The sequence below is a fragment of the uncultured Capnocytophaga sp. genome (assembly GCF_938029845.1).
GTDB lineage: Bacteria > Bacteroidota > Bacteroidia > Flavobacteriales > Flavobacteriaceae > Capnocytophaga.
The window spans coordinates 33,333-55,167 of sequence record NZ_CALHGG010000031.1 but is presented as its reverse complement, the minus strand read 5'-3'; the positions used below and the strand labels follow the sequence as shown (position 1 = coordinate 55,167).

Annotated in this window: 20 protein-coding genes; 7 read left to right on the top strand and 13 right to left on the bottom strand. The window is 38.2% G+C overall.

Going from position 1 to position 21,835, the window contains the following annotated elements; genetic code table 11:
* Positions 1–372: 372 nt before the first annotated feature.
* From Q0625_RS02560 to thiL, 7 genes are all read right to left on the bottom strand, one after another.
* Positions 373–903, bottom strand: coding sequence for a hypothetical protein (locus Q0625_RS02560; RefSeq protein ID WP_298823332.1), 531 nt, complete (start codon positions 901–903; stop codon positions 373–375).
* A gap of 26 nt (positions 904–929) precedes the next feature.
* Positions 930–1,205: a hypothetical protein gene (locus tag Q0625_RS02555; protein ID WP_298823331.1), complete on the bottom strand. Its 276-nt coding sequence runs from the start codon at positions 1,203–1,205 to the stop codon at positions 930–932.
* Positions 1,206–1,338: 133 nt separating this feature from the next.
* A complete protein-coding gene (locus Q0625_RS02550; RefSeq protein WP_298823330.1) occupies positions 1,339–2,640 on the bottom strand; it encodes an AMP-binding protein in 1,302 nt (433 codons plus the stop codon).
* Between the two features lie 12 nt (positions 2,641–2,652).
* Positions 2,653–3,252 (bottom strand): ribosome biogenesis GTP-binding protein YihA/YsxC, encoded by a 600-nt coding sequence (gene yihA / locus Q0625_RS02545; RefSeq protein WP_298823329.1) that lies wholly within the window; start codon positions 3,250–3,252, stop codon positions 2,653–2,655.
* A 3-nt stretch (positions 3,253–3,255) separates the two neighbouring features.
* Positions 3,256–4,020, bottom strand: coding sequence for an alpha/beta hydrolase (locus Q0625_RS02540; RefSeq protein WP_298823328.1), 765 nt, complete (start codon positions 4,018–4,020; stop codon positions 3,256–3,258).
* Positions 4,021–4,135: 115 nt separating this feature from the next.
* Complete coding sequence (locus tag Q0625_RS02535) at positions 4,136–5,821, bottom strand: SPOR domain-containing protein (RefSeq protein WP_298823327.1); 1,686 nt, start codon at positions 5,819–5,821, stop codon at positions 4,136–4,138.
* Positions 5,822–5,914: 93 nt separating this feature from the next.
* Complete coding sequence (thiL, locus tag Q0625_RS02530; protein WP_298823326.1) at positions 5,915–6,958, bottom strand: thiamine-phosphate kinase; 1,044 nt, start codon at positions 6,956–6,958, stop codon at positions 5,915–5,917.
* 176 nt (positions 6,959–7,134) lie between these two features.
* Here thiL and Q0625_RS02525 point away from each other — a divergent pair, with 176 nt between their 5' ends.
* Entirely contained in the window at positions 7,135–8,676 is a 1,542-nt protein-coding gene (locus Q0625_RS02525; protein WP_298823325.1) for a helicase HerA-like domain-containing protein, read from the top strand.
* Positions 8,677–8,693: 17 nt separating this feature from the next.
* Complete coding sequence (locus tag Q0625_RS02520) at positions 8,694–9,257, top strand: hypothetical protein (protein WP_298823324.1); 564 nt, start codon at positions 8,694–8,696, stop codon at positions 9,255–9,257.
* 11 nt (positions 9,258–9,268) lie between these two features.
* Here Q0625_RS02520 and Q0625_RS02515 read toward each other — a convergent pair whose 3' ends face one another.
* Positions 9,269–10,402, bottom strand: a complete 1,134-nt coding sequence (locus tag Q0625_RS02515) for a GTP cyclohydrolase (RefSeq protein ID WP_298823323.1) — start codon at positions 10,400–10,402, stop codon at positions 9,269–9,271.
* Between the two features lie 206 nt (positions 10,403–10,608).
* Here Q0625_RS02515 and Q0625_RS02510 point away from each other — a divergent pair, with 206 nt between their 5' ends.
* Genes Q0625_RS02510 through dusB form a run of 4 tightly spaced genes read left to right on the top strand, consistent with a single transcriptional unit; the run spans position 10,609 to position 15,358 of the window.
* Entirely contained in the window at positions 10,609–12,060 is a 1,452-nt protein-coding gene (locus Q0625_RS02510; protein ID WP_298823322.1) for an ATP-binding protein, read from the top strand.
* Between the two features lie 57 nt (positions 12,061–12,117).
* Positions 12,118–13,527, top strand: a complete 1,410-nt coding sequence (locus Q0625_RS02505) for an alkaline phosphatase (protein WP_298823321.1) — start codon at positions 12,118–12,120, stop codon at positions 13,525–13,527.
* Between the two features lie 22 nt (positions 13,528–13,549).
* Entirely contained in the window at positions 13,550–14,377 is an 828-nt protein-coding gene (locus tag Q0625_RS02500) for an HAD family hydrolase (protein ID WP_298823320.1), read from the top strand.
* Positions 14,378–14,383: 6 nt separating this feature from the next.
* Positions 14,384–15,358 (top strand): tRNA dihydrouridine synthase DusB, encoded by a 975-nt coding sequence (gene dusB, locus Q0625_RS02495; RefSeq protein WP_298823319.1) that lies wholly within the window; start codon positions 14,384–14,386, stop codon positions 15,356–15,358.
* A 169-nt stretch (positions 15,359–15,527) separates the two neighbouring features.
* Here dusB and menD read toward each other — a convergent pair whose 3' ends face one another.
* The 5 genes from menD to rbfA form a co-directional block, all read right to left on the bottom strand.
* A complete protein-coding gene (gene menD, locus Q0625_RS02490) occupies positions 15,528–17,192 on the bottom strand; it encodes a 2-succinyl-5-enolpyruvyl-6-hydroxy-3-cyclohexene-1-carboxylic-acid synthase (RefSeq protein WP_298823318.1) in 1,665 nt (554 codons plus the stop codon).
* 75 nt (positions 17,193–17,267) lie between these two features.
* Positions 17,268–17,969: a DUF4197 domain-containing protein gene (locus Q0625_RS02485; RefSeq protein WP_298823317.1), complete on the bottom strand. Its 702-nt coding sequence runs from the start codon at positions 17,967–17,969 to the stop codon at positions 17,268–17,270.
* A gap of 11 nt (positions 17,970–17,980) precedes the next feature.
* Positions 17,981–19,378 carry a hypothetical protein gene (locus Q0625_RS02480; protein WP_298823316.1) on the bottom strand — a complete coding sequence of 466 codons (1,398 nt, stop codon included), beginning with the start codon at positions 19,376–19,378 and terminating at the stop codon, positions 17,981–17,983.
* A gap of 44 nt (positions 19,379–19,422) precedes the next feature.
* Positions 19,423–20,631: an FtsX-like permease family protein gene (locus Q0625_RS02475; RefSeq protein WP_298823315.1), complete on the bottom strand. Its 1,209-nt coding sequence runs from the start codon at positions 20,629–20,631 to the stop codon at positions 19,423–19,425.
* 4 nt (positions 20,632–20,635) lie between these two features.
* A complete protein-coding gene (gene rbfA, locus Q0625_RS02470; RefSeq protein WP_298823314.1) occupies positions 20,636–21,028 on the bottom strand; it encodes a 30S ribosome-binding factor RbfA in 393 nt (130 codons plus the stop codon).
* Between the two features lie 118 nt (positions 21,029–21,146).
* On the opposite strand from rbfA, the gene Q0625_RS02465 reads away from it, so the two are divergent.
* On the top strand, positions 21,147–21,824 hold the full coding sequence (locus Q0625_RS02465; protein WP_298823313.1) for a DUF2461 domain-containing protein: 678 nt from the start codon (positions 21,147–21,149) through the stop codon (positions 21,822–21,824).
* The last annotated feature ends 11 nt before the right edge of the window (positions 21,825–21,835 follow it).

Here is a 21,835-nt window from a genome sequence, read left to right as displayed (position 1 = left end):
TAAAACGAAAAGTATAAGAATTCTTATCATATTATATTTTTATTAAAAATACTCTCCTTTAGAAGTTTCTCCTACCTCCACATAGGAACCATAGGAACAAAGTTGTCATGCTTATCTAAATACTTATATAAAGAAGTATCAAAATCGCTCAAAGGAAGCATCTATCTTAGGATAGTTGGGTTTTCCACAATTGGTAAATAATTCCTCTTTATCATTTTCCTTATAATCCATAATATTATCCGTTTTTGCAGGAAGGAATGTAAAAATATTGACTTTTTCTGCATTCTCTACCGCTTTGTATTGTTCCTTTTTGTTAAAAGTATATGTTTATACAATTTCTGCTTAATTGGATATTCTCCCTTTGGTTTTCCTTCAAAGATCTTTATCCTCCTTTCTTGGAAGTAGGTTTTGTCTTATGGAATTTTTCAGTTTCTTACGATTTTTATAAAGTTCCTCTTCCACATAAACCTGTCCAGTTTTTGCATCTATGTACCATACATAAGGAATATATTCTTTAGGAGTAATTATAACACCTTCAAGTACTTCAGGAAGTTTGTGCTTTTCTGGATCAAAACGTTCTCCCTTCTTTTTAGTAACAATCCAATATTTTTTTCCCTTCTCTTTTTCAAATTCTAAGCTATAATTTAAATCAAACTCACTATCATACCAGCCAGCTCCTGTTTTTAAATCAATAATCCCTTTCTTCTGCAAAAAATTCATCACATAATCGATCTTTATCTTCCCAAATTTTTTATCTTCATCTATGATAGTGAGAGAGCCCTTTCTATCATAAAGTAACGTTTTTCCTATATGAGTATATGTGCCCACAGACATCATTTGTTTTTTTATATATCCATCCTCATAGAATTCTTTATAAATTGCATAATAAGGATATTTGTGCACAAGTTCTTTCTGAAAATATGTTTCTTCTATAACACCTTTTTTTTGAAAGTTGTGTCTTTTCCCATAGTTATAATAATATTTCCATTCTCTCTTATGTAATGATACCCATTTTCTTCATATTTTTTATATAATTCAAAATCAAATTTTTCTCTTTCTACGGGTTGTCCCTTACAAGTAATACTTAATAATAACAGGAATAAGAATGATAATCTCATAGTGTTTATTTTTAGTGGCTGAAATAATTTACCCCAAAAGCCTTTTCTTGTTTTGTTTAGCTTGGTATTTTTCCCTTTGTTCCTCATGGTATATTGTTTATGTTTTTATAATAACGTGAGTTCGATATAGTGAAAATTAGAGAGTTACGCTTAGTTGTATTATTCTCTCCATGAAAACCTGTGGGAGAAAAGATATAATTTTGCTTATGTCGAACTCACATTACTTTATTGAAGTTCTGTGGTCTATAAATTTTACAGGTTTGCGGCTCCCCTTGGGGTAGAGTTGTTGTTCAATAGTTTCCACAGGATGGAATTCTATTTTGGGGACTACGCGCATTTTGGCACGGAAATGATTGATAATCTCTTCTCGGAGGATATCGGAAGGTGTAGAAGTTCCTATTTTGATAAGGATCTCATCGGTGAGGATTTCATTATTACTGATTTCTATGATGTAGTTCTCCACTTGGGCAAATTCAGTGAGTAAATCCATAAGCACAGGTGGGTATAGGGTTGTCCCTTTGTACTTTATCATTTGTTGTTTTCTTCCTACGACAGGGCTGACTCTTAGTGTATTTCTCCCACATGAACAAGGTTCTTGATGTAGAGTAACCATATCTCCTGTACGAAAGCGCAATAAGGGCATTCCTTCTATACCAAGAGTTGTGATAGTCAGTTCACCTAAACTGCCCTCTGGAAGTACCTTTCCCTCATCATCCAATACTTCAGTGATGATAAGTTCAGGGTGATGATGTCCGCCATGCATATATTTACATTCGGTAAAGGTGGTGCTCATCTCGGTAGAGGCATAAGTAGAATATAACGCTAATTCAGGCCATTTTTCCATGATTTTCTGGGTGAGCAGATTGAGAGAGAAATCTTGCTTACGGAGTGTCTCTCCTATACATATTACTCCCTTAACCGATGATTTACGATAGTCTATACCACTTTTCTCGGCAAACTCTATAAGCTTAAGCAAAAAAGAAGGTACGGCAATGAGCCATTTAGGTTGGTAAGAATGTATGGAATCCCACTGGAGTTCAGGAATTCCGGCTCCTACACGTACAATACTGGCTCCAAGTCTTCGGATTCCTAAAAAATAGGCTAGTCCTGCCATGAACCTACGGTCAATGGTAGTCATCAGTTGTACTACATCTCCTTTTTGAATACCTGCACAAGAGAGAGAAATAGCCTCATTGTAGGCCAAACGGTCTAAGTCCTTGTCAGTAAGTCCGAATGTGACAGGTCTTCCCAAAGTACCAGAGGTAGAAGCATAATCTATTATAGCTGTTTTGGGAACACACAGGAAATCATCATTATAGCATTGGAGATCATTTTTGGTTGTAGTGGGTAACTTTTGGAGATCCTTTAAGGTTTTTATTTCCTTTATATCAATGTGATACTCCTTGAATATACGCTGATAGTAAGGAGAATGTATACTAAGATATTGCAAAAGTTCTTGGAGCTTCTCCTCTTGGAATTGTTGTATTTTTTTGGGGTCTTGCCGTTCTATCTCAGGTATCATAGCAGGCCTTAATCAGTTGAGTGAATGATTGATATTTTCTATATAGCCAAGTACCTCTTCTTTTCCTAATCGGTTCTCAGAAGAAGTAATAAAGTATGGGGGCATTTCCTCCCATGTTTCTAAGAGGATTTTCTGGTAAGTAAGTACATGCTGCTCAATAAGTTTTGGAGCTAGCTTATCGGCTTTGGTAAAAATGATAGCAAAGGGAATAGCATTCTCTCCCAGCCACTGCATAAATTCCAAGTCTATTTTCTGTGGTTCGTGGCGTATATCCACGAGCACAAAGGCACAGACCAATTCCTTGCGTTTCTTGAAGTAGTCAGTAATGAACTGCTGGAAGGTTTTCTTAGATTGCTTGGATACTTGTGCATAACCATATCCTGGCAAATCTACCAAATACCAGTCCTTGTTGATAAGAAAATGATTGATTAGCTGTGTTTTTCCAGGTTTGGAAGAGGTCTTAGCAAGTCCTTTGTGATTGGTTAGCATATTGATAAGGGACGATTTCCCCACATTGGATCGCCCAATAAAAGCATACTCAGGTAGCTTATGCGTAGGGCATTTCGCCACTTGAGTATTGCTCACCACAAAGGAGGCTTGTTTGATCTCCATATTTTATAACTTATTAGTCGTTAGCCAGTTATTTAGCAGTTCATTGAAAGTATCAGGGTGTTCCATCATAGGAGCATGACCACACTTATCTATCCAGTAAAGAGAAGCATTAGGGAGTAGTTCGCTGAACTCCTCTGCTACTTTTGGTGGAGTGACAGGGTCATTCTTTCCCCATATAAGGCAAGTAGGAGTTTTCATATTTGGTAAATCCTTCGCCATATTGTGACGAATAGCACTCTTAGCAATGGAGAGTGTTTTTATCACTTTAGTTCGGTCATTGACAATGGCAAAAACCTCATCTACCAGCTCTTTGGTAGCTGTTTTGGGATCATAGAATACATCCTCACACTTCTTTTTGATGAACTCATAGCTTCCGCGTTTGGGATAACTATCACCCATAGCGCTCTCATAAAGGCCAGAACTTCCTGTAAGGATAAGTCCTTTTACCTTTTTAGGATGTAGCTTAGTATAAAGCAATGCAATATGTCCTCCCAAGGAATTACCCAAAAGGATAAACTGCTCTAGCTCCTTATAAGTGATAAAGCGTGTAAGCCAATTGGTCAAACTCTTTACCGTACTGGAGAGCAAAGGTAAGTCATAGATAGGTAGTTCTGGAGCTATTACCTTATATTTTTTTGAAAAAAACTCAATAGTACTATCAAAGTTACTAAGCCCTCCCATAAGCCCGTGCAAGAGGATTATAGGAGTGCCTTCGCCTTTTTCAATATAGGAAAATTTGTCTTCTTTTTTACGAAAAAGATTTATCATTTTACATCTATTTCTTGTAGCTACAAAGATAAGAATTTTTTATCAAATAGTAGTCATTGTTCTTGAAAAATTTTTTAGGAAAATAAATTTTTATAAACAATTAATTTATAAGTATTTATTCCACATATAGTATCCAAACATCTTTTACTTTTTGCAAATCAGGGTTGAGACTTCGAGCTGTGTTGATTTCTTGTTGTTTTTTGAACGCCTCTGCATAGGTAGGTGCGTAGAGTGAATAAGCGTAATATAAGTTCTTTTCAGTATAGAAGAAGCTGCCCTCAGCACGCATACCTTTCTGTCGTAATCCAAACATATATTTTTCTGCATTTTCTTTGCTAGAATAGACTCCTAGTATAAGGTAAAATCCTTTTTTAACACTTGCAGAGGTAATTCTACGTACATTATCAGGAATCTGTTCTGTTTGTCCAGCAGTAGCAGTCTGTCCTACTTGTCCAGTGGTAGTGGTTTGTCCAGTAGTGGTTTGTTGTACAGGTGTTTTTGTCCCCGAAGTAGCATTAGTCTGGTTGGTGTTTGTCTGTGAAGTAGCCTTTACCCCAGTGTTAGTAGCTGCTTGAGCGGTATTTTGTCCTTGGGTGGTTGTAGGTGTTTGGTTGGCATTGACCACAGTTTGCCCTGTAGGGGCAGGTTTCGGGGTCGTTTTCTTTCCTAAGAGCCTATCTACATCTTCATCGCGCAAGGAGGTACTTTCTTCTGTGTTGATAGCTAGTCCCATTAGGAAAGCATAATAAGAATCACTTGTGGAGGAAAGGTTTACACGTAGGTATTCATTGCCCACTGGGAATACTTCAAAATCATAGTTGGGAAGCTCTACAGAGAATATATCAAATCCTAAGGTGTTTTTACTATTAGGTTTTCTTTGTTTGTTATAGTCCTCAGCATAGGTAATGGAGCTGTTGAAGAAGTTCTTTATCTTTCTCGTTTTTGTCTCCAAATAGAAACCTACTTTATCAGAGAATACCCCTACCTGGTTCTCTCCTTGGTTGAAATCAGCATCCAATACAGCACCAACTAATCGAGGAAAAGCCTCTTTTACGGAAGGAATCTTATAATTCGAGAAAGCAATATTTTTCTTTCCTTTTACTTCTATGAATCCGTCCTTAATGTCCAATTTTCTAAAAGGATCGGAAGCGTTTTCATAGGCGATAACAAGTGTCCATCCTGCACAAGAACCTCCGACTACGCTTCCTCTAGCCGCTCTTACATTGGCAACGGTGTACTCCCCGTCAATGCGTTTATTGTTTTGAACGAGTTTGGTAACATCGGCGAACATGATGTAGGGAGCATTCTTCCCCATATAACGGGAATCGGTATTACCATCAAATACATACTCACCTTTTACAGGTATATATTTTTCCTTGGGCATTTTTAGCAATACTTCCTCTACGGATTCACGTTTGGCATCTTTAGCTACTGACTTTTGGGCTATTACTTGTCCTTGCTCGTAAGGGTAAGTGGCTGCCCAATAGAGTCCTGCAAATAGAATTTTACTATTTTTAGGCAGGGATACATTGGCAGTGCTGGATGAGAAAGTTTTCTTATCCTTATCTACATCTATATATTCCATTACTTGAGAGTCATTTAGCTTGAGACCTCCTATAAGATCATTGTAGGGGGTATTGGCATCAGCTTTTCCTTCCTTTCGGTTTAGGATATTATTTCCTGTAATGAAAATATTTCCTTTGGATAATACTTTATAACGAGTGGTTAGGGTATCACTCTCCTGTGCATATAGATAGCTTGCAGCTGTCAGAGAGATAAGTAGGCTAAAAATAATCTTCATATGTACTTTTAGGTTTTATTTGTGAATTAATGGATTACGTGATAAATGTACGTAAAAAAATATGATTTCTTGAAAAAATAGCGAATATCTTTTTTAAGAGAAAGCATTCCATCCTCTAGCCTTGATAGGAATGGCTTCATTAGCACGAGTAATAAGATTACATCCTTGGGAAGGTTCTGTAATATAACCAATTACACTCAGGTTGGGATTTCCTTTTATTTTGTCATAGTCTGAGGGGGCTATGGTAAAGAGTAGCTCATAATCTTCTCCTCCACTGAGAGCAACCATAGTACTACTTAGAGTAAATTCCTCACAGACATTCATAAGGGTAGGATCAAGTGGTATCTTCTCTTCTATAAGGCGACAGCCTACATGGGATTGCTTGCAAATATGTAGAAGTTCCGAGGAAAGTCCATCACTTATGTCCATCATGGCAGTAGGTTGTACCCCCAATTTTTCGAGTAGTAGGACGATATCTTTACGAGCTTCAGGTTTGAGTTGTCTTTCTATAAGGTATTGATAGCTTTCTAAGTCGGGCTGTACATTAGGATTAACTTTGAAAACCTCATTTTCTCGCTCCAATACCTGTAACCCCATATAAGCACTTCCCAAATCGCCACTCACTACAATCAGGTCGTTTTCTTTGGCACCATTGCGATAAACAATTTTCTCTTGGGGTGCCATACCAATGGCGGTAACCGAAATGATAAGCCCTCTTGTAGAGGAAGTAGTATCACCTCCAACCAAATCTACTTTATAAATATCGCAAGCCAAGCGAATACCTTCATAAAGTTCTTCCAATGCCTCTACTGGGAAGCGATTGGAGACAGCGATGGACACTACTACTTGGGTGGCAATAGCATTCATTGCATAGATATCAGAGAGATTGACCATGATAGATTTGTAACCCAAGTGTTTTAGGGGGACATAAGAAAGGTTAAAGTGTATACCTTCTATTAGTAGATCACTGGATATAACTGCTTTCTGACTTCCAAAATCAATAACAGCCCCATCATCACCTACCCCCTTGAGAGTGGAGGGGTTCACTATGGGGAAGTCCTTGGTCAGAAGGTCTATTAAGCCAAACTCTCCCAACTCGGAAAGATGGGTTCTATGGGTATTTTTGTCCTCTAACATCTTATCTTAAAATATTTGGCACAAATGTACAATAAAAATGATTAACTATTCATTATTAATGATTAATTAACGTTGTTTTTAGCTATATCAAATTTGAAAATAATTTTTCGTTAAATCATAACTGTTCTCATATAAAAGAGTTATATTTGCACCCACTACAATAATACAATAAAATTATGAGTGTAGAAAAATTCAAAGAAACTATCGCAGCAGGTTATCCTGCCCAAGGAGCTTATATTACCTTAGGAGGTGCTATGTATGAAGGAGCAGTTATCAAGGATTTATTGGTAAATATTCCACTGAAGAACCTTAACCGCCACGGTCTTATTGCAGGGGCTACAGGAACAGGGAAGACCAAAACGCTACAAGCACTTACTGAAAACCTTTCCAAAGCAGGGGTGCCTACCTTGCTTATGGACCTCAAGGGAGACCTCAGTGGTATTGCGGCCATAGGGGAGGAAAAATCATTTATCAAAGAGCGTCATGCCCAGATGAATCTGCCTTACACACCTGAAGCTTTTCCTGTGGAATTACTTACTATCTCTAAACAAGATGGAGTGCGCTTACGTGCTACTGTTTCTGAGTTTGGTTCAGTGTTACTCTCTCGCATCTTAGACCTTTCTGATGTACAAGAAGGGGTACTTGCGGTGATTTTTAAGTATTGTGATGACCACCAATACCCATTACTTGACCTTAAAGACCTCAAAAAGGTACTCCAATATGCCACCGAAGAAGGGAAAAGTGAATTCGAGGCAGAATATGGTCGAGTGGCTTCTTCTTCTACTAGTGCTATCTTACGTAAAATAGTGGAATTGGAGAACCAAGGGGCGGAGCTTTTCTTTGGGGAGCGTAGTTTTGAAACTGAGGATTTACTCCGAACCGATGAAAAAGGGAGGGGAACGGTGAACATTATCCGACTTACTGATATACAAGACCGTCCTAAGATGTTTTCTACTTTTATGCTTTGTCTCTTAGCCGAAATTTATAATACATTTCCTGAAATAGGAGACCAAGATAAGCCTAAGTTAGTGATTTTTATAGATGAAGCTCACTTGATTTTCAATCAAGCTTCCAAGGCCTTACTTAATCAGTTAGAAAATATTGTCAAGCTTATTCGTTCCAAGGGGGTCGGTCTTATTTTCTGTACTCAAACTCCTACCGATGTACCTGATTCAGTACTCTCTCAATTGGGTATGAAGATACAACATGCCTTACGTGCCTTTACAGCCAAAGATCGCCAAGCCATTAAGCTCACTGCTCAGAACTATCCTGAAACAACTTTCTATAATGTAGCTGAAAACCTTACCTCATTGGGAACAGGAGAGGCTTTCGTAACAGCTTTGGATGCTAAAGGTCGTCCTACACCACTGGTAGCAACTATGATGCGAGCTCCTATGAGCCGTATGGATATACTCTCTGAGAGTGAAATAGCACAGGTACTGGCAAAATCTGCTCTGAAAAAGAAATATAATGAGGAGATAGATCGTGAAAGTGCTTATGAGATACTCAATGCTAAGATAGCCAATGCTGCTGAAGCAGCAGCTAAAGAGCAGGATACAAAAAGTACAACCACTCGTAGTACTACAACAAAAACAACAGAGCCTAAGGTCCCTGCCCCTAAGAGGAGTACAGCTCAAAACCCTGTTGTAAAACTACTCACTAGTGCTACTTTTATTCGTGGGGTATTTGGAGTGTTGAGTAAACTAATGAAGAAATAGAAACGCCTAAGACTAAAATGAAAAATACAGCAAAATTACTCTTATGTGGAGTAAGTAGTGCCTTATTGGGTATTGGCTGCTCCCGATCTGATAAAAAATTCTTGATAACGGATACTAGTGTAGGGAACTTGACTAAAGAAGTCAAGCTCTCTCAGTTGGATTCTCTGTATAAAAATGATTCATTGGTAAAAACATCACTTGAAGGAGAATTTAGGTACATAAGTGATGAGCGATTTTTAGTTTATGAAAAGGGAGGTGAGGGCAAACAACTTTTAGAACTTACCCCTTCTATCCCTCTTGAGGGAGAAACTCAGCATATTCAGGGAGTACAAATCATGGATGAGCGTTTCGCTACTGCTCAACATATTTCACTCAATAGTACTTTTGCTGATATTAAGAAAGTATATAAGGATTTTGATTTTGAACAGTTACTTTCCACAGTTATTGTTATGCCTAAGGGGAGTAGTCTTTACTTTGCTTTTGCAAAGGAAGATCTCTTACCAGCGGTAGACGATGCTTACACTTTGGAGAGTATTCCTGATACAGCCAAAGTGAAAAGATTGATGATTAATTGGAACTAAAAAGGGGAGCATTATTGCTCCCCTTCATTTACATATTTCTTATAGGTAGCCCTACGCCCAAAATCCGTAGGATTGAAGTTCTTCCATAGTTTTTGTACAGCCATGTTGTCCTCCAATTCTGGAGTGATGATACATTCTTCAACTCCCTTTTCTTTGAATAGTAGGTAACAATCTCTAAACAGCATAGCAGGTACTCCCTTGGATTGGTATTCAGGACTGATACCAATAAGATAGAACTCTACTGTCTTAGGATTCTTTCGGGCTTTCCATAGGTGATAGAAACCAAAGGGGAAGAGTTTTCCATTAGCTTTTTGCAAGGCCTTTGAAAAAGAAGGAATTACAATAGCAAAACAGATAATCTTACCTTCTTTGTCCAAAATGAATTTGATAAATTCAGGTAGTACAAAGGGAATATATTTTTTCTTGAAGTATTCTTTTTGCCTTTCGGAGACAGGAATAAAGGAAGAAAGATTGGCATAGGAGGTGTTGAATAGATCAAACATCTCATCTACATAGGGAATGATATCCTTATTGGTCTTGATAGGAGCATAGGTAAGCCCATAGCGGCGTTCTACCACATCTCCTGCTTTCTTATAAGTGTCAAAATTTACATCTTTGAGGTAGAAAAAGGACTCTATATACCCTTTTTCTTTTATCCATCCAAGTTTCTCAAAGTGAGTAACATAGTAAGGATAGTTAGTCCATGTAATCATTCCCCCAATATGATCAAATCCGTAGGTTTGTACTCCTACTTTATCCATATTGGAAAAGCCCATAGGTCCTTCCGCATATGCGAGTCCCAATTCCCGAGCCTTATCCAAGGCCTTTTGTAAAAGGGCGTCGGTAACGGCTATATTGTCTACCATATCCAACCAGCCAAAACGCACCTTATGTACTCCACGGCTAATTTCATAGTGGTTGATAATCACTGCAATACGACCTACAATGGTTTGATGTTCATCGTAAGCCAAGTAAAAAGTAGCCTCACAATTCTCAAAGGCAGGATTCTTCTCAGGGTCAAGGGTGTCTAACTCGTCAGCAATCAAAGGTGGTACCCATGTTTTACTGCCTTTATATAAGGAAAAAGGAAACTTAACAAAATCAAGCATTCCCTTTTTATCTTCTACTTTTTTTATAGTAATCATTTATATGTGTGTTAATCGCTTGCAAATATACAAAATAAAGACTAATTAAATTATGATTAGTAATTAATTAACATGTTGGGAGGTATTAAAAATGATAGTGATTGAATGTCACCTTATTTTTTTTTGTACCTTTGCAGCGAATTAAGTGAAAAGTGAATAGTTTTTTTAGTAATTAATCACTAATCACTAGAGACTGATCACTGATAATGAGTGCTTTCCATTCTTTACGGTTTCGTATCTTTGTGAGCCTTATAGGTATTACAATACTTTCCTTTATTACCATTGCGTTAGTAACCATATACCAGTATCGCAAGCAATCACAGACCTATCATAACGAACGCTTGTTGCATAAAGAGCAGCAGCTTGCCATGCAGATACGTTATGTATTGTCACAAACAACATTCCCTGTGGAGGATAAGTATATTCCCTTGATCTTCCGTGAGGATATATATCGTATTGCTGATATTGAAAATATCAATTTTAACTTATATAGTATCAATGGGACTTTTCTTATTAGCTCACAAGCAGGACTGAGAGATAATAAGGAATTGCATTGTATTTCGGATACCATTCTTACCAATCTATCCAACTCAGTAGATAAGCGATTGGTTTTCCAGACAACTATTGAAAAGGATAATTTCCAATATTCCTATTCCTATGTCAATGACCTACAATATAAGCCCCTGCTAATTGTACATATACCTCATTTTGAAAATGATACTTTCAATGAGGTCTTCCTACAAAACTCTCTGTATAACTTAGGAGGTGCCTATATGGCTATCTTACTACTAACCATAGGGGTAGCTTTTTTCATTTCTCGCTATATTACCCACTCTCTTAAGGAGATACAGCAGCGATTAAGGACTACCCATTTCTTAGGGAAAAATGAAAAAATTGATGTCAAGAACACTACTACTGAGATAGGAGAACTTATATTTTCCTATAATGAGATGGTGGATGAGATAGAAAAAAGTAAGAAAGCACTCGCCAAAATAGAGCGGGAGAAGATGTGGAAAGATATGGCAAAGCAAATAGCTCATGAGATAAAGAATCCTCTAACTCCTATGCGGCTGAGTGTGCAGAATTTTCAGCGGAAATTCACTCCAGAAGATCCTCAATGTAAAGAGAAAGTGGCCGATTTTACTCAAATGCTCCTTCAGCATATTGATACACTTTCGGATATCTCCGATGCTTTTTCTTCCTTTGTTTCTATGCCGCCACAGAAGAAAGAGCAGGCTGAACTTAATACAATTATCCGCCATGCCATAGCTATCTTTGACCTACCTTATATTCATTTTGAGAGTAAGCAAGAACAGATATACCTTTGGGTAGATAAAAATCAGATGAATCGCATGCTTACAAATCTGCTCAAGAATGCTATTTATGCAACAGATACTATTTCAGATCCTCTTATAAGGGTCTCTACTTATGTAGTAGGTGATTTTGCTTATATAGTAGTTGAGGACAATGGTTTAGGAGTGCCTTTGGAATTGCAAGAGCGTATTTTTGAACCTAAATTTACCACAAAGAACACCGCAGGCTCTGGACTGGGACTTACCATGGTTAAGCATATTATTAACGCCCATGGGGGTACAATTACCCTCTCCTCGGAGGTAAATAAAGGAGCAACCTTTACAGTAGAACTTAAAATTAAATAAAAATGGAAAAGTGAATAATTATTCACTTTTCATTATTCACTATCAAAATAAATACCAATGGAAAGAAGAAGTTTCTTAAAAAACTCTGTATTTGCGGGATTAGGATCTCTCCTACTTCCGTCTGTAGCTCAAGCACAAGCCTCAGAGTCTTTCGCTCGTAAGAAGGCAAAAAACATTATTTATATGGTCAGCGATGGTATGAGTATCGGTACCTTGGTAATGGCTGATCTTTATAGCAAACGAATATTAGGACGTAGTAGTGCTTGGTTTAGTCTCTATGAGCAGAAATTGGCGGTGAAGTCCTCTATGGATATGCAGTCAGCAAGCTCAGTGGTTACTGACTCTTCTGCTGCTAGCTCTTCTTGGGGCTGTGGGCACCGCATCATTAACGGTATGATCAATATCGGGGTCAATGGAGAAAAATATACTCCTATTTTACAAAAATTTAAGAAAGCAGGCAAGAAAGTGGGTTGTGTAACTACAGTGCCTATTACTCATGCTACCCCAGCAGGTTTCTCTACCAATAGTAAGGAACGAGGTGCTCAACCTAAAATCGCTGAAAACTATCTTGATCTTCGCTTTGATGTTATGATGGGGGGAGGGGATAATTATTTCAGTGCAGAGAAGCGTAAGGATAAGCAAGATATGTACGCTAAGTATGTAGAAAAAGGCTTTACAGTGGTTAAAAATGTAACCCAAATGAATGCAGCTCCTAAGAATATACCACTACTTGGAGTGTTTGATAGCAATGCCTTGCCTTATACTATTGATGAGAATAGTACCACTAAGAATGCTGTAATTCCTACCTTGGCTCAAATGACCAAAAAGGCAATTGATATGATGGCAGACCACAAACAGGGTTTTGTACTTCAAGTGGAAGGAGGTAAGGTGGATTGGGCTGCCCATGGAAACGATATAGGAGCGCTACTTTTTGACCAATTGGCTTTTGATGATGCCATACAAGTAGCTATAGATTTCGCTAAAAAGGACGGTAATACCTTGGTTGTGGTAACTTCCGATCATGGTAATGCCAATCCAGGTCTTATCTATGGTAAGGAGTGTAATCAAAACTTTGATAACTTGGCGTACTTCCGTCATTCTAATGATTTTACGCTGCAGAGCATTAATCTAACTGATTCTGCTTCTCAAGTGAGAGATTTGCTCATTCATAATTTTGGTAAGATTCCTTTCTCTGAGGAAGAAGCCAAGCAAATTCTCTCTTTCTATACCGAAGGTAAACAAGAAAACGGACTCTATAATTATAAGAACCTTCCTTATAGTCTATTGGCTGAGATACAGAAGAAACACACTTCTGTGGGTTGGATCAGTATGGATCACTCTTCTGATTATACAGAACTGGCTATGTATGGTCCTGGTAGCCAAAACCTACCTCCTTTTATAGAAAACTATAAGATGCATAACTTCCTACTTACTGCTGCTGAAGTAGATATGTTGGAGAAATATTAAATGTGAAAAAATCAATCTTTTTATGTCTTATAAAATTCTTTTTTCGGATATAGATGGTACCTTGCTCGATGCAGAACGTACCCTCTCCCAAAAGACTACGAAAGTATTATCTGAGCTTAGAAACCGCTTACCTATTGTGCTGGTGTCCTCACGCATGCCTGTACAAATGTACTACCTCCAAGAGAAAGCAGGTATCTTGGGTATGCCTCTGATAGCTTATAATGGGGCTTTAGTATTGGACAAAGGAGGGGCTGTGCTCCACTCAGTAGAAATACCTCATACCCTTTGTGAGCAAATAGTTGCTCTTAACCAGCAATATACAGAAGGAAAGCTACATATCAGCTTTTATAACTTCAATGAGTGGTATGTTCCAGCATTTGACCAATGGGCACAACGTGAAGAGCGTAATACGGCTACCACTCCAATAGTAAAGAGTAACCAAGAGGTGCTTTCCCTTTGGAAATCTCAAAACAAAGGTGCTCATAAGCTTATGCTTATGGGAGAGGAGGTGCTAGTAGAGGCTATGTGGCAGGCTTTGCAAACACAAATGACCGGTCAGCTACAACTTTATAGAGCAAAAAATACTTATATAGAAATCACCTTACAGAATGTATCTAAGCTCACAGGAATAGAAGCCTTTTTAGCTCATCATAAGGAAATCTCCCTTGCTGATGCCATCGCTTTCGGAGATAATTACAATGACCGAGAGATGCTTGAGGCAGTAGGTCTTGGGGTAGCAGTAGCCAATGCCCGTGATGAAGTGAAGGCAGTAGCCAATGATACTACTCACCATCACAAGGAAGATGGAGTAGCACGCTACTTGGCTCAGATGTTTGATATAGAATTATAAGACAATATGGTAAAAATAGGTTCGGTTACTTTGGGTGAATTTCCTTTGCTCTTAGCCCCTATGGAAGATGTTAGCGATCCACCTTTTCGCAGACTTTGTAAAAAGCATGGGGCGGATATGCTTTATAGTGAATTTATTTCCTCCGAGGGTCTTATACGTGATGCTATAAAAAGCCGAAAGAAATTGGATATCTTTGATGATGAACGTCCCGTAGGCATACAGATATTTGGGGGTGATGAGGAAGCTATGGCGCTCTCAGCTCGTATTGTGGAGACCGTCTCCCCTGATGTAGTAGATATCAACTTTGGCTGTCCTGTCAAAAAAGTAGTAGCCAAAGGAGCTGGGGCGGCAGTCCTTAAGGATATAGACTTAATGGTACGTCTTACTCAAGCGGTCGTAAGGAGTACCCACTTACCTGTAACGGTCAAGACACGTTTGGGCTGGGATAGCGATACAATCAACATAGAGGAAGTAGCTGAACGATTGCAAGATGTAGGTATACAAGCTCTTTCTATACACGCTCGTACTCGTGTACAGATGTACAAGGGGCATTCAGATTGGTCTTATATTGCTAAGGTAAAGAATAACCCTCGTATCCATATTCCTATTTTTGGTAATGGAGATATAGACTCTCCCGAGAAAGCTTTGGAGTATAAAAATAGGTATGGGGTAGATGGGATTATGATAGGTCGTGCAGCCATTGGCTATCCTTGGATTTTTCAAGAGATTAAGCACTACTTTGCCACAGGAGAGCTGCTGGCTCCTCCTTCTCTTGCTCAAAGAGCAGAAGCCGCCCTACAACACCTACTCTGGGCAGTAGAATGGAAAGGTGAACGCTTGGGAATACTCGAAACGCGCCGGCATTATAGTAACTATTTCAAAGGTATTCCACACTTCAAGGAATACAAACAGCAACTCGTTACCCTTGATGACTTGGATGCTCTTAAGGAAATACTTACAGAACTAAAGAAAGAAGAATAAGGTTCTTCTTTATTCTTACTTAGTTATACAAAATACCCTCCTATATAGGAGGGTATTTTGTATATCACATACAGTTACTTATATATTTTGTAAGAAGAGGGTGTTCTGTCATTGGATATATGAGTAATAATGGTATTTTCTCCCTCTAGAACATGGTTTTTATAGTTGTTCATAGTAAAGCTTGAAAATAATCTTTGAGTATGGTATCATTAAGTTCTCTTGGGGTAAATACTTCCAAGAGCATAGGTCTTTTGTCTTTGGAGAAGAGTATCTCCAAGGCTTCAGTTAGTTCTTCTTTGCTTTGTGCACAGAGATAGGTGAGACCGTACATAGTACATAGATGTTCGGCGGTAAGGGAATGGGTAGTCTCTTGGAAAGTTTCAAAGAAAGGAGTACCCTTATCAGTAGGTAAGATACGGAATATACCTCCTCCGGCATTGTTGATGACTATGATCTTGAAATTTTTTGGGATATAGTTGCACCACAATGCATTGCTATTGTAGAAGAAACTCAAATCTCCTGTAATAAGTAGTGTAGGTAAGGATTGTACAACACTAGCTCCTATAGCAGTAGAAGTACTTCCATCTATTCCGCTAGTACCTCGATTGCAATATACTTGCCAACCTGCTTTGCAGGGAAAGAGCTGTGCATAGCGAATAGGAGCACTGTTACTGATCTGTATATGGTAAGGGGTAGGAATACGCTCAAGAATAGCTTTATAAACAGCCATATCAGAGAAGGGAACTTCTGCTAAGAAAGAGGCGCGCTTCTCAAGAGTTTCCTTATACAAAGGTAGCCAAATCCCCTTATAATCAAAGCTAACAGGAGGTAATTCAGGGGTAACAGTTTCTAAGAATGTATTGATATCAGTTTTGAAGTGGTGTGTCAGAGTGAAAAAAGTATCGTATCCCACTTGTTCATCTATATAATAATGGGCTTTAGGAGGGTATCGACGAAGTAGCTCTTTCACTTTCTTGGAAACAACCATACCTCCAACCGAGATAAGTACATCGGGACGGAGGAGCTCTTGTAGATTTCTTTTTTCTATGGGAGAAAGGAAAGTGTCTATCATACCAATAAAGGTGTCAGCCACTACATTGGCAGTACTTTCTGTAAGCACTAATATAGAAGGGTCTTCCTCAAGCCATGTAATCCATTTTTGGGCAATAGCATGAGGCGGTAAAACACCTATAAGCACCATTTTCTTAGGGTAAATCCAATCTTTTACAAATTGGATAAGTCTTTCGGGAGACAATGGCACTTGTGACTTCACTACCACTTCGTTGTCAAAGCCGACAGTAGGGGAGGAAAGTGTTTGGTATAGGGGCTCTTCGAAAGGTGCATTGATATGTACAGGCAAGCACTTTAGAGCCGCTGTATTCAGAGCCTCATTGAGCAAATATTCGTTATATGCAAGATCACTATTCTCCTCGGAGAGATTAGCATTGTAAGCAGTATGCAAGGCTAAGGCATGTCGCTGATGAATGGTCTGCCCGTCTCCTATATCTATCTTGGAAGCAGGGCGGTCGGCACTGATTACCACTAAGGGAATATTACTGTAATAAGCCTCACTCACTGCAGGATAGTAGTTCAATAGCGCAGAACCAGAGGTGCAGATCACTACGACGGGTTGCCTAAGTTGTTGGGCTAAGCCTAAGGCAAAAAAAGCAGCACAACGCTCATCAACAATGCTATAAGCGGTGAAAAAGGAGTCACTGGCAAAACCAATAGTCAGCGGTGCATTACGTGACCCTGGTGAGAGGACTATATGTTGGATACCTTTTGCCTTGCAGGCAAGTAGTATCTGTTGGGCTAAGGGAATCTGAGGAAACAAAACGAATAATTTAGTAAAAATGAAGAGTGAAGAGTGAAAAATTCTTCACTTTTCACCCTTCGCTTTTCTTTATATTTATTGTTTGGCAAAAACTTTCTGTAACAGAGGAGTTGTTCTTGAGGCAACGTTAGTACGTATATCTTCCTCTTTTTGGGCAATTTGTAGGAATAGACCATCTATTGCTTTTTCAGTTACATAGCTTGTTAGGTCTGGATTTACTTTGGTTACCAAGGGAACAGCATTGTACTTATCAATAATGCTTGACCATACCTGATCGGCACCTACTTTACCCAAAGAGGCTTGTATTTTGGGAGAGAAAGCCTGAATCAAGGATTGGGTGGTGGTTTTCTTTAGATAGTCTGTAGCAGCATTCTTACCTCCAGTAAGGATAGCAGTAGCATCAGAGAAAGAAAGGTTCTTTACTGCATTGATAAAGATAGGTTTGGCTTCAGTTACAGCATCTTCAGCAGCACGATTTAGGAGCTTTACACCCTCATCGGAAAGGCTTCCTAAGCCAATACTTCTTAGGGTATTATCTACTTTTTGTAAGGGTTCAGGGAAAAGAATCTTCGCCAAAGAACTACCATAATAGCCGTCCTTTTGGCTAAGTAAATCTACACCTTGAGAAATACCCAACTCTAAGGCTTGTTTGAGCCCATTGGAAATATCCACAGAGGAAAGAGCTCCACTTTGTTGAGTGCTGTTCATAATACTTTGTAAATCAGCACAACTACTTAGGCAGAAAAAACTGCTTACTAATAAAACGATTTTCTTCATTTGTAATATATTTAAGGATTATTTTTTGCTTGGTATAGAAAATGGGGGTTAAGAGTATCTTTTGGAATAACAAAGAGAATAGAGTTATTTATTTCAAATTTTCCAGATTTATTCACAAAAGGTTTTCCAAGTACTTGAAACTTACAAAAAACATTGTCATGTTTCCATAGAATATGTTCTGGAGCAGTAAGTTTTTTGTCCTCATATCCAAAAGCCTCTATATATTCAGCGTCTTCTTTTTCAAAATCTATATGAAATACCTCCACATATTCAGGAAAGATCTTCTTGAGAGCCTCAAGTGTAGCTGGTTCATAATTTTCTTTGTATATATTTACTTTCTTTATAAAAAAAGGTGTACCTAACCGCTTACACAGATACTCATATACCTTAGGAAAGTCATTGGAATGGGTCTTCACATAGATAGCAACTATTTTATTTTTGTAGGCAATTACCTTAGCTCTTTCTATTTCAAATCCTGCAAAAAGATACCCTTCGTTTTTATTAGGATAAAGGCTATATTCTGAAAAATCATCATTATCTTTTATTCCTATTTTATAGGGTTTTATATCATCTATAGTATAGATGTTTTCATCTCCTTTTTGGTAAGAGTAACGTGTAAGCTCATAGAAATCCCAAGCAAAATGATGTTGGGATTGGATATCCTCATTCTGCTCAAAAGGATAACTATCCTCAGGACTACCAATTTTCACTTGTTCAAAATCATACTTGATTGGGGTAGATAAAGTATTTTTTTTCATGCAAATCAGGTGATTACTGATCTGGGCTGAATGAGGGGAGGGGATAAAGAATGTTTCCAATCGGTAATATACCTCTGCTTTTTTCCAGTAGAGATACACAGGACAGTGTATAGTATTTTTATCCTTCATACATTCAGGAAATGTCTTTTCAAGAATCTCAAAGGTATTAAGTCCTGTATAATAGGATTCGGGTTTATAATCATATTCCCTTTGGTAGGTCTCCATCTCTTGAGTATAGGGCGTCCCTAAGGTTTTATATAGGTATTTTACAAATTCCGGCAATTGCTCCTGAGGAAAAGAAACATCTATGGCGCTTATATTCCCATTATATACATTCACATGTCCTTCTCGTGGAGTAAACTTTCCGAATCGAAACTTGGATATAGCCATATCTGAGAGAAAATAAGAATAATAGCTAGCCCCCTCTTCAGTATCCTTATCGATCATTTGTATTCTCTTGTAAATACTATCATTATCTATTTTATAGAGATAATCAAGGCATTCCTTTTTAGTAAAAAGATTGCTATTGAGATTGTAATTCTCCGCTTTACTTCCTATTTCTATCTCTGAAAGGTCTATGGGCTTATTACAAGCTCCTAATAGAAGTAAAATAGCAAGTAGAATTTTGAGTTTTAAGTCTTCTATAAACATGTTTATAATTCATTTGTATAGACTGTTTACTTGATAATCTGCTATTAATCATTAATCTTTGTTCTGCTAGCACCTATGGCAGAGGCTAAAATCCCTAATACAAATATAGTAAAGAACACCACTACAATTTCTAAAAGCCGAATATCCATAGGGTAGGCAATAGGTACAGTAGCATTGGGATTAATATATAGCATAGGATATGTCTTTTGTAACCAAGCAATACCAATCCCTAAGCCTACACCAAAGACAGCCCCGAGTAGGGAGACAATCACCCCTTGAAGGAAGAAGATGGCGCGTATCTGCCTTTGGGTCATTCCCAAAGCAAAGAGCGTATATAGGTTTTTCCGCTTGTCCAAAATCATCATAATAATAGCCCCTACCAAATTAAACAACGCCACGATAAGTACTAAGGTAAAGATAAGGTAAGTAGCCAAATTTTCTGTTTGGAACATCTTATAGAGGTCTTCATTGAGTGCCATTCGATCCTTTATTACAAAAGAATCTCCTAATACCTTTTGTAGGCGTTTCTTTCCTTCAGTAGCGGAAATACCTTTGGAGACCTTCACTTCTATGGCACTTACCTCATTGGACTGTACTCCTGTCAGGCGTTGGGCTAAGGAGAGGGTTGCAAAGACATACTTACTATCTAAATCTTCTGTAACTTGGTAATAGTCCGATAGTAAGACCGTTTCTTCTCTATAAGGAGTGGAAGAACTGGTGATACTTCCTTTGCCAGCTTTAGGAACAATGATTTGTAGGGGAGTAGTACTGGTGAAGAGTCCCAAATTCAAGGTCTCTGCGATGATATTCCCTACCACTACATAATCCTCGCTAAGAAGCCATTCTTTGGGGCTGATGACAAGGATACTATCCACCGCATTTACTTTTGGGTAATTTTCATCTACTCCCTTGATATAAGCAATATAGTTCTTGCCCCGACTATTGAGAAATACCCGCTCCTCTAATACCTTAGTGTAGGAGGCTACTACCCCACTTTCCTTAAGAGCAGTCTCTTGCATGGGTGAAAGTGATAAAGTCTTCCCTGTTTTTGGAAATACTTTCAAGTCAGGGTCGAAGAAGTTAGAAAAAGACATACTAAAAGTCCTCAAGCCCGAAAAGCCCGCTAAGACAATCATCAATGAAGCACCTCCTACGATAAGTACGAAGATGGACATACGATTGATGATATTAATCACATTCTGCGAACTCTTGGAGCGTACATAACGCCAAGCTATGAAGAAAATGGCTTTCAACAGACTAAGATTTTTTACGTTTGATAAGCAATTCAGGGTTTTCTATGGGGTTTTCTTCTCCCTTGAGGGAGTGTTCTATTTGGGAGAGATACTCCAAGGAATCATCTAAAAAGAAAGTCAGATCAGGCATTTTTCTAAGTTGATGGCGTACTCGCTGAGCTACTTCATGCTTTATCTGAGCACTATTGGATTGTATAGCCGAGAGTATTTCTTTACCTTGTTCGCTAGGAAATACACTGATGTATACTTTGGCTTGAGTCAAATCTACAGTGATAGCTACCTTGGTAACCGATATAATAAGATTGGTCAATCCGCCTGATTGTACAGCTCTACCTAAAAGATCTCCTAAATCCTCTTGTAGGAGGCCTGCTATTTTCTTTTGGCGATTAGTTTCCATACTACAAAAATTATAAACGTTGCAAAGATAGAAATATTTTTTCAATAATTGTAGTTTATATCAAAAAAATTGTATCTTTGCACTTTAATAAATAATTTTATTTATACGTTTAATAATAATGACTAAATTAACAAACAATATATTTTTTTTCTTATCTGCATTAGGAGAGAATAATAATCGTGAATGGTTCTTGGATCACAAAAAAGAGTATGAACAAGCAAAAAATAAAGCAGATGCTTTCTTTCATTCAGTATATAATAAGCTCAGTGAGAAGGATCATCTAGGTCCAATAAAGATATACCGCATATATAATGATCTACGATTTGCTAAGGATAAGCCTCCTTACAAAACACATTTTGGACTTTACTTTCCTCGCTTACAACCTCACTACCGTGGAGGGTATTACCTACACCTAAGTCCTCAGGAGAGTTTTGTAGGGGGAGGATTTTTTAATCCAGAACCTAAGGATCTCTTGCGTATACGCCAGGAGATAGCTGCTGAGCCAGAAGTCTTTTCCCAGATAATGACCTCTGCTCCTATGATAAAGTACTTTGGGGGGCAACTCTTCGGAGATGAGGTAAAAACTGCTCCTAAAGGGTTTAGCAAAGATGATCCCATGATAGCTTACTTGAGAAAGAAACAATTCTTACTCAAGAGAGATTTTGCCCCACAGGCAGTCCTTGAAGAACAGTTTTTTGATGAAGTGGTAGTTTCTTTCTTGAGTATGCGTCCTTTTTATGACTTTATGACAGGGGCTCTAACCACTGATCTTAATGGAGAATCTTTATTTGATTAGTAATTTTTTAA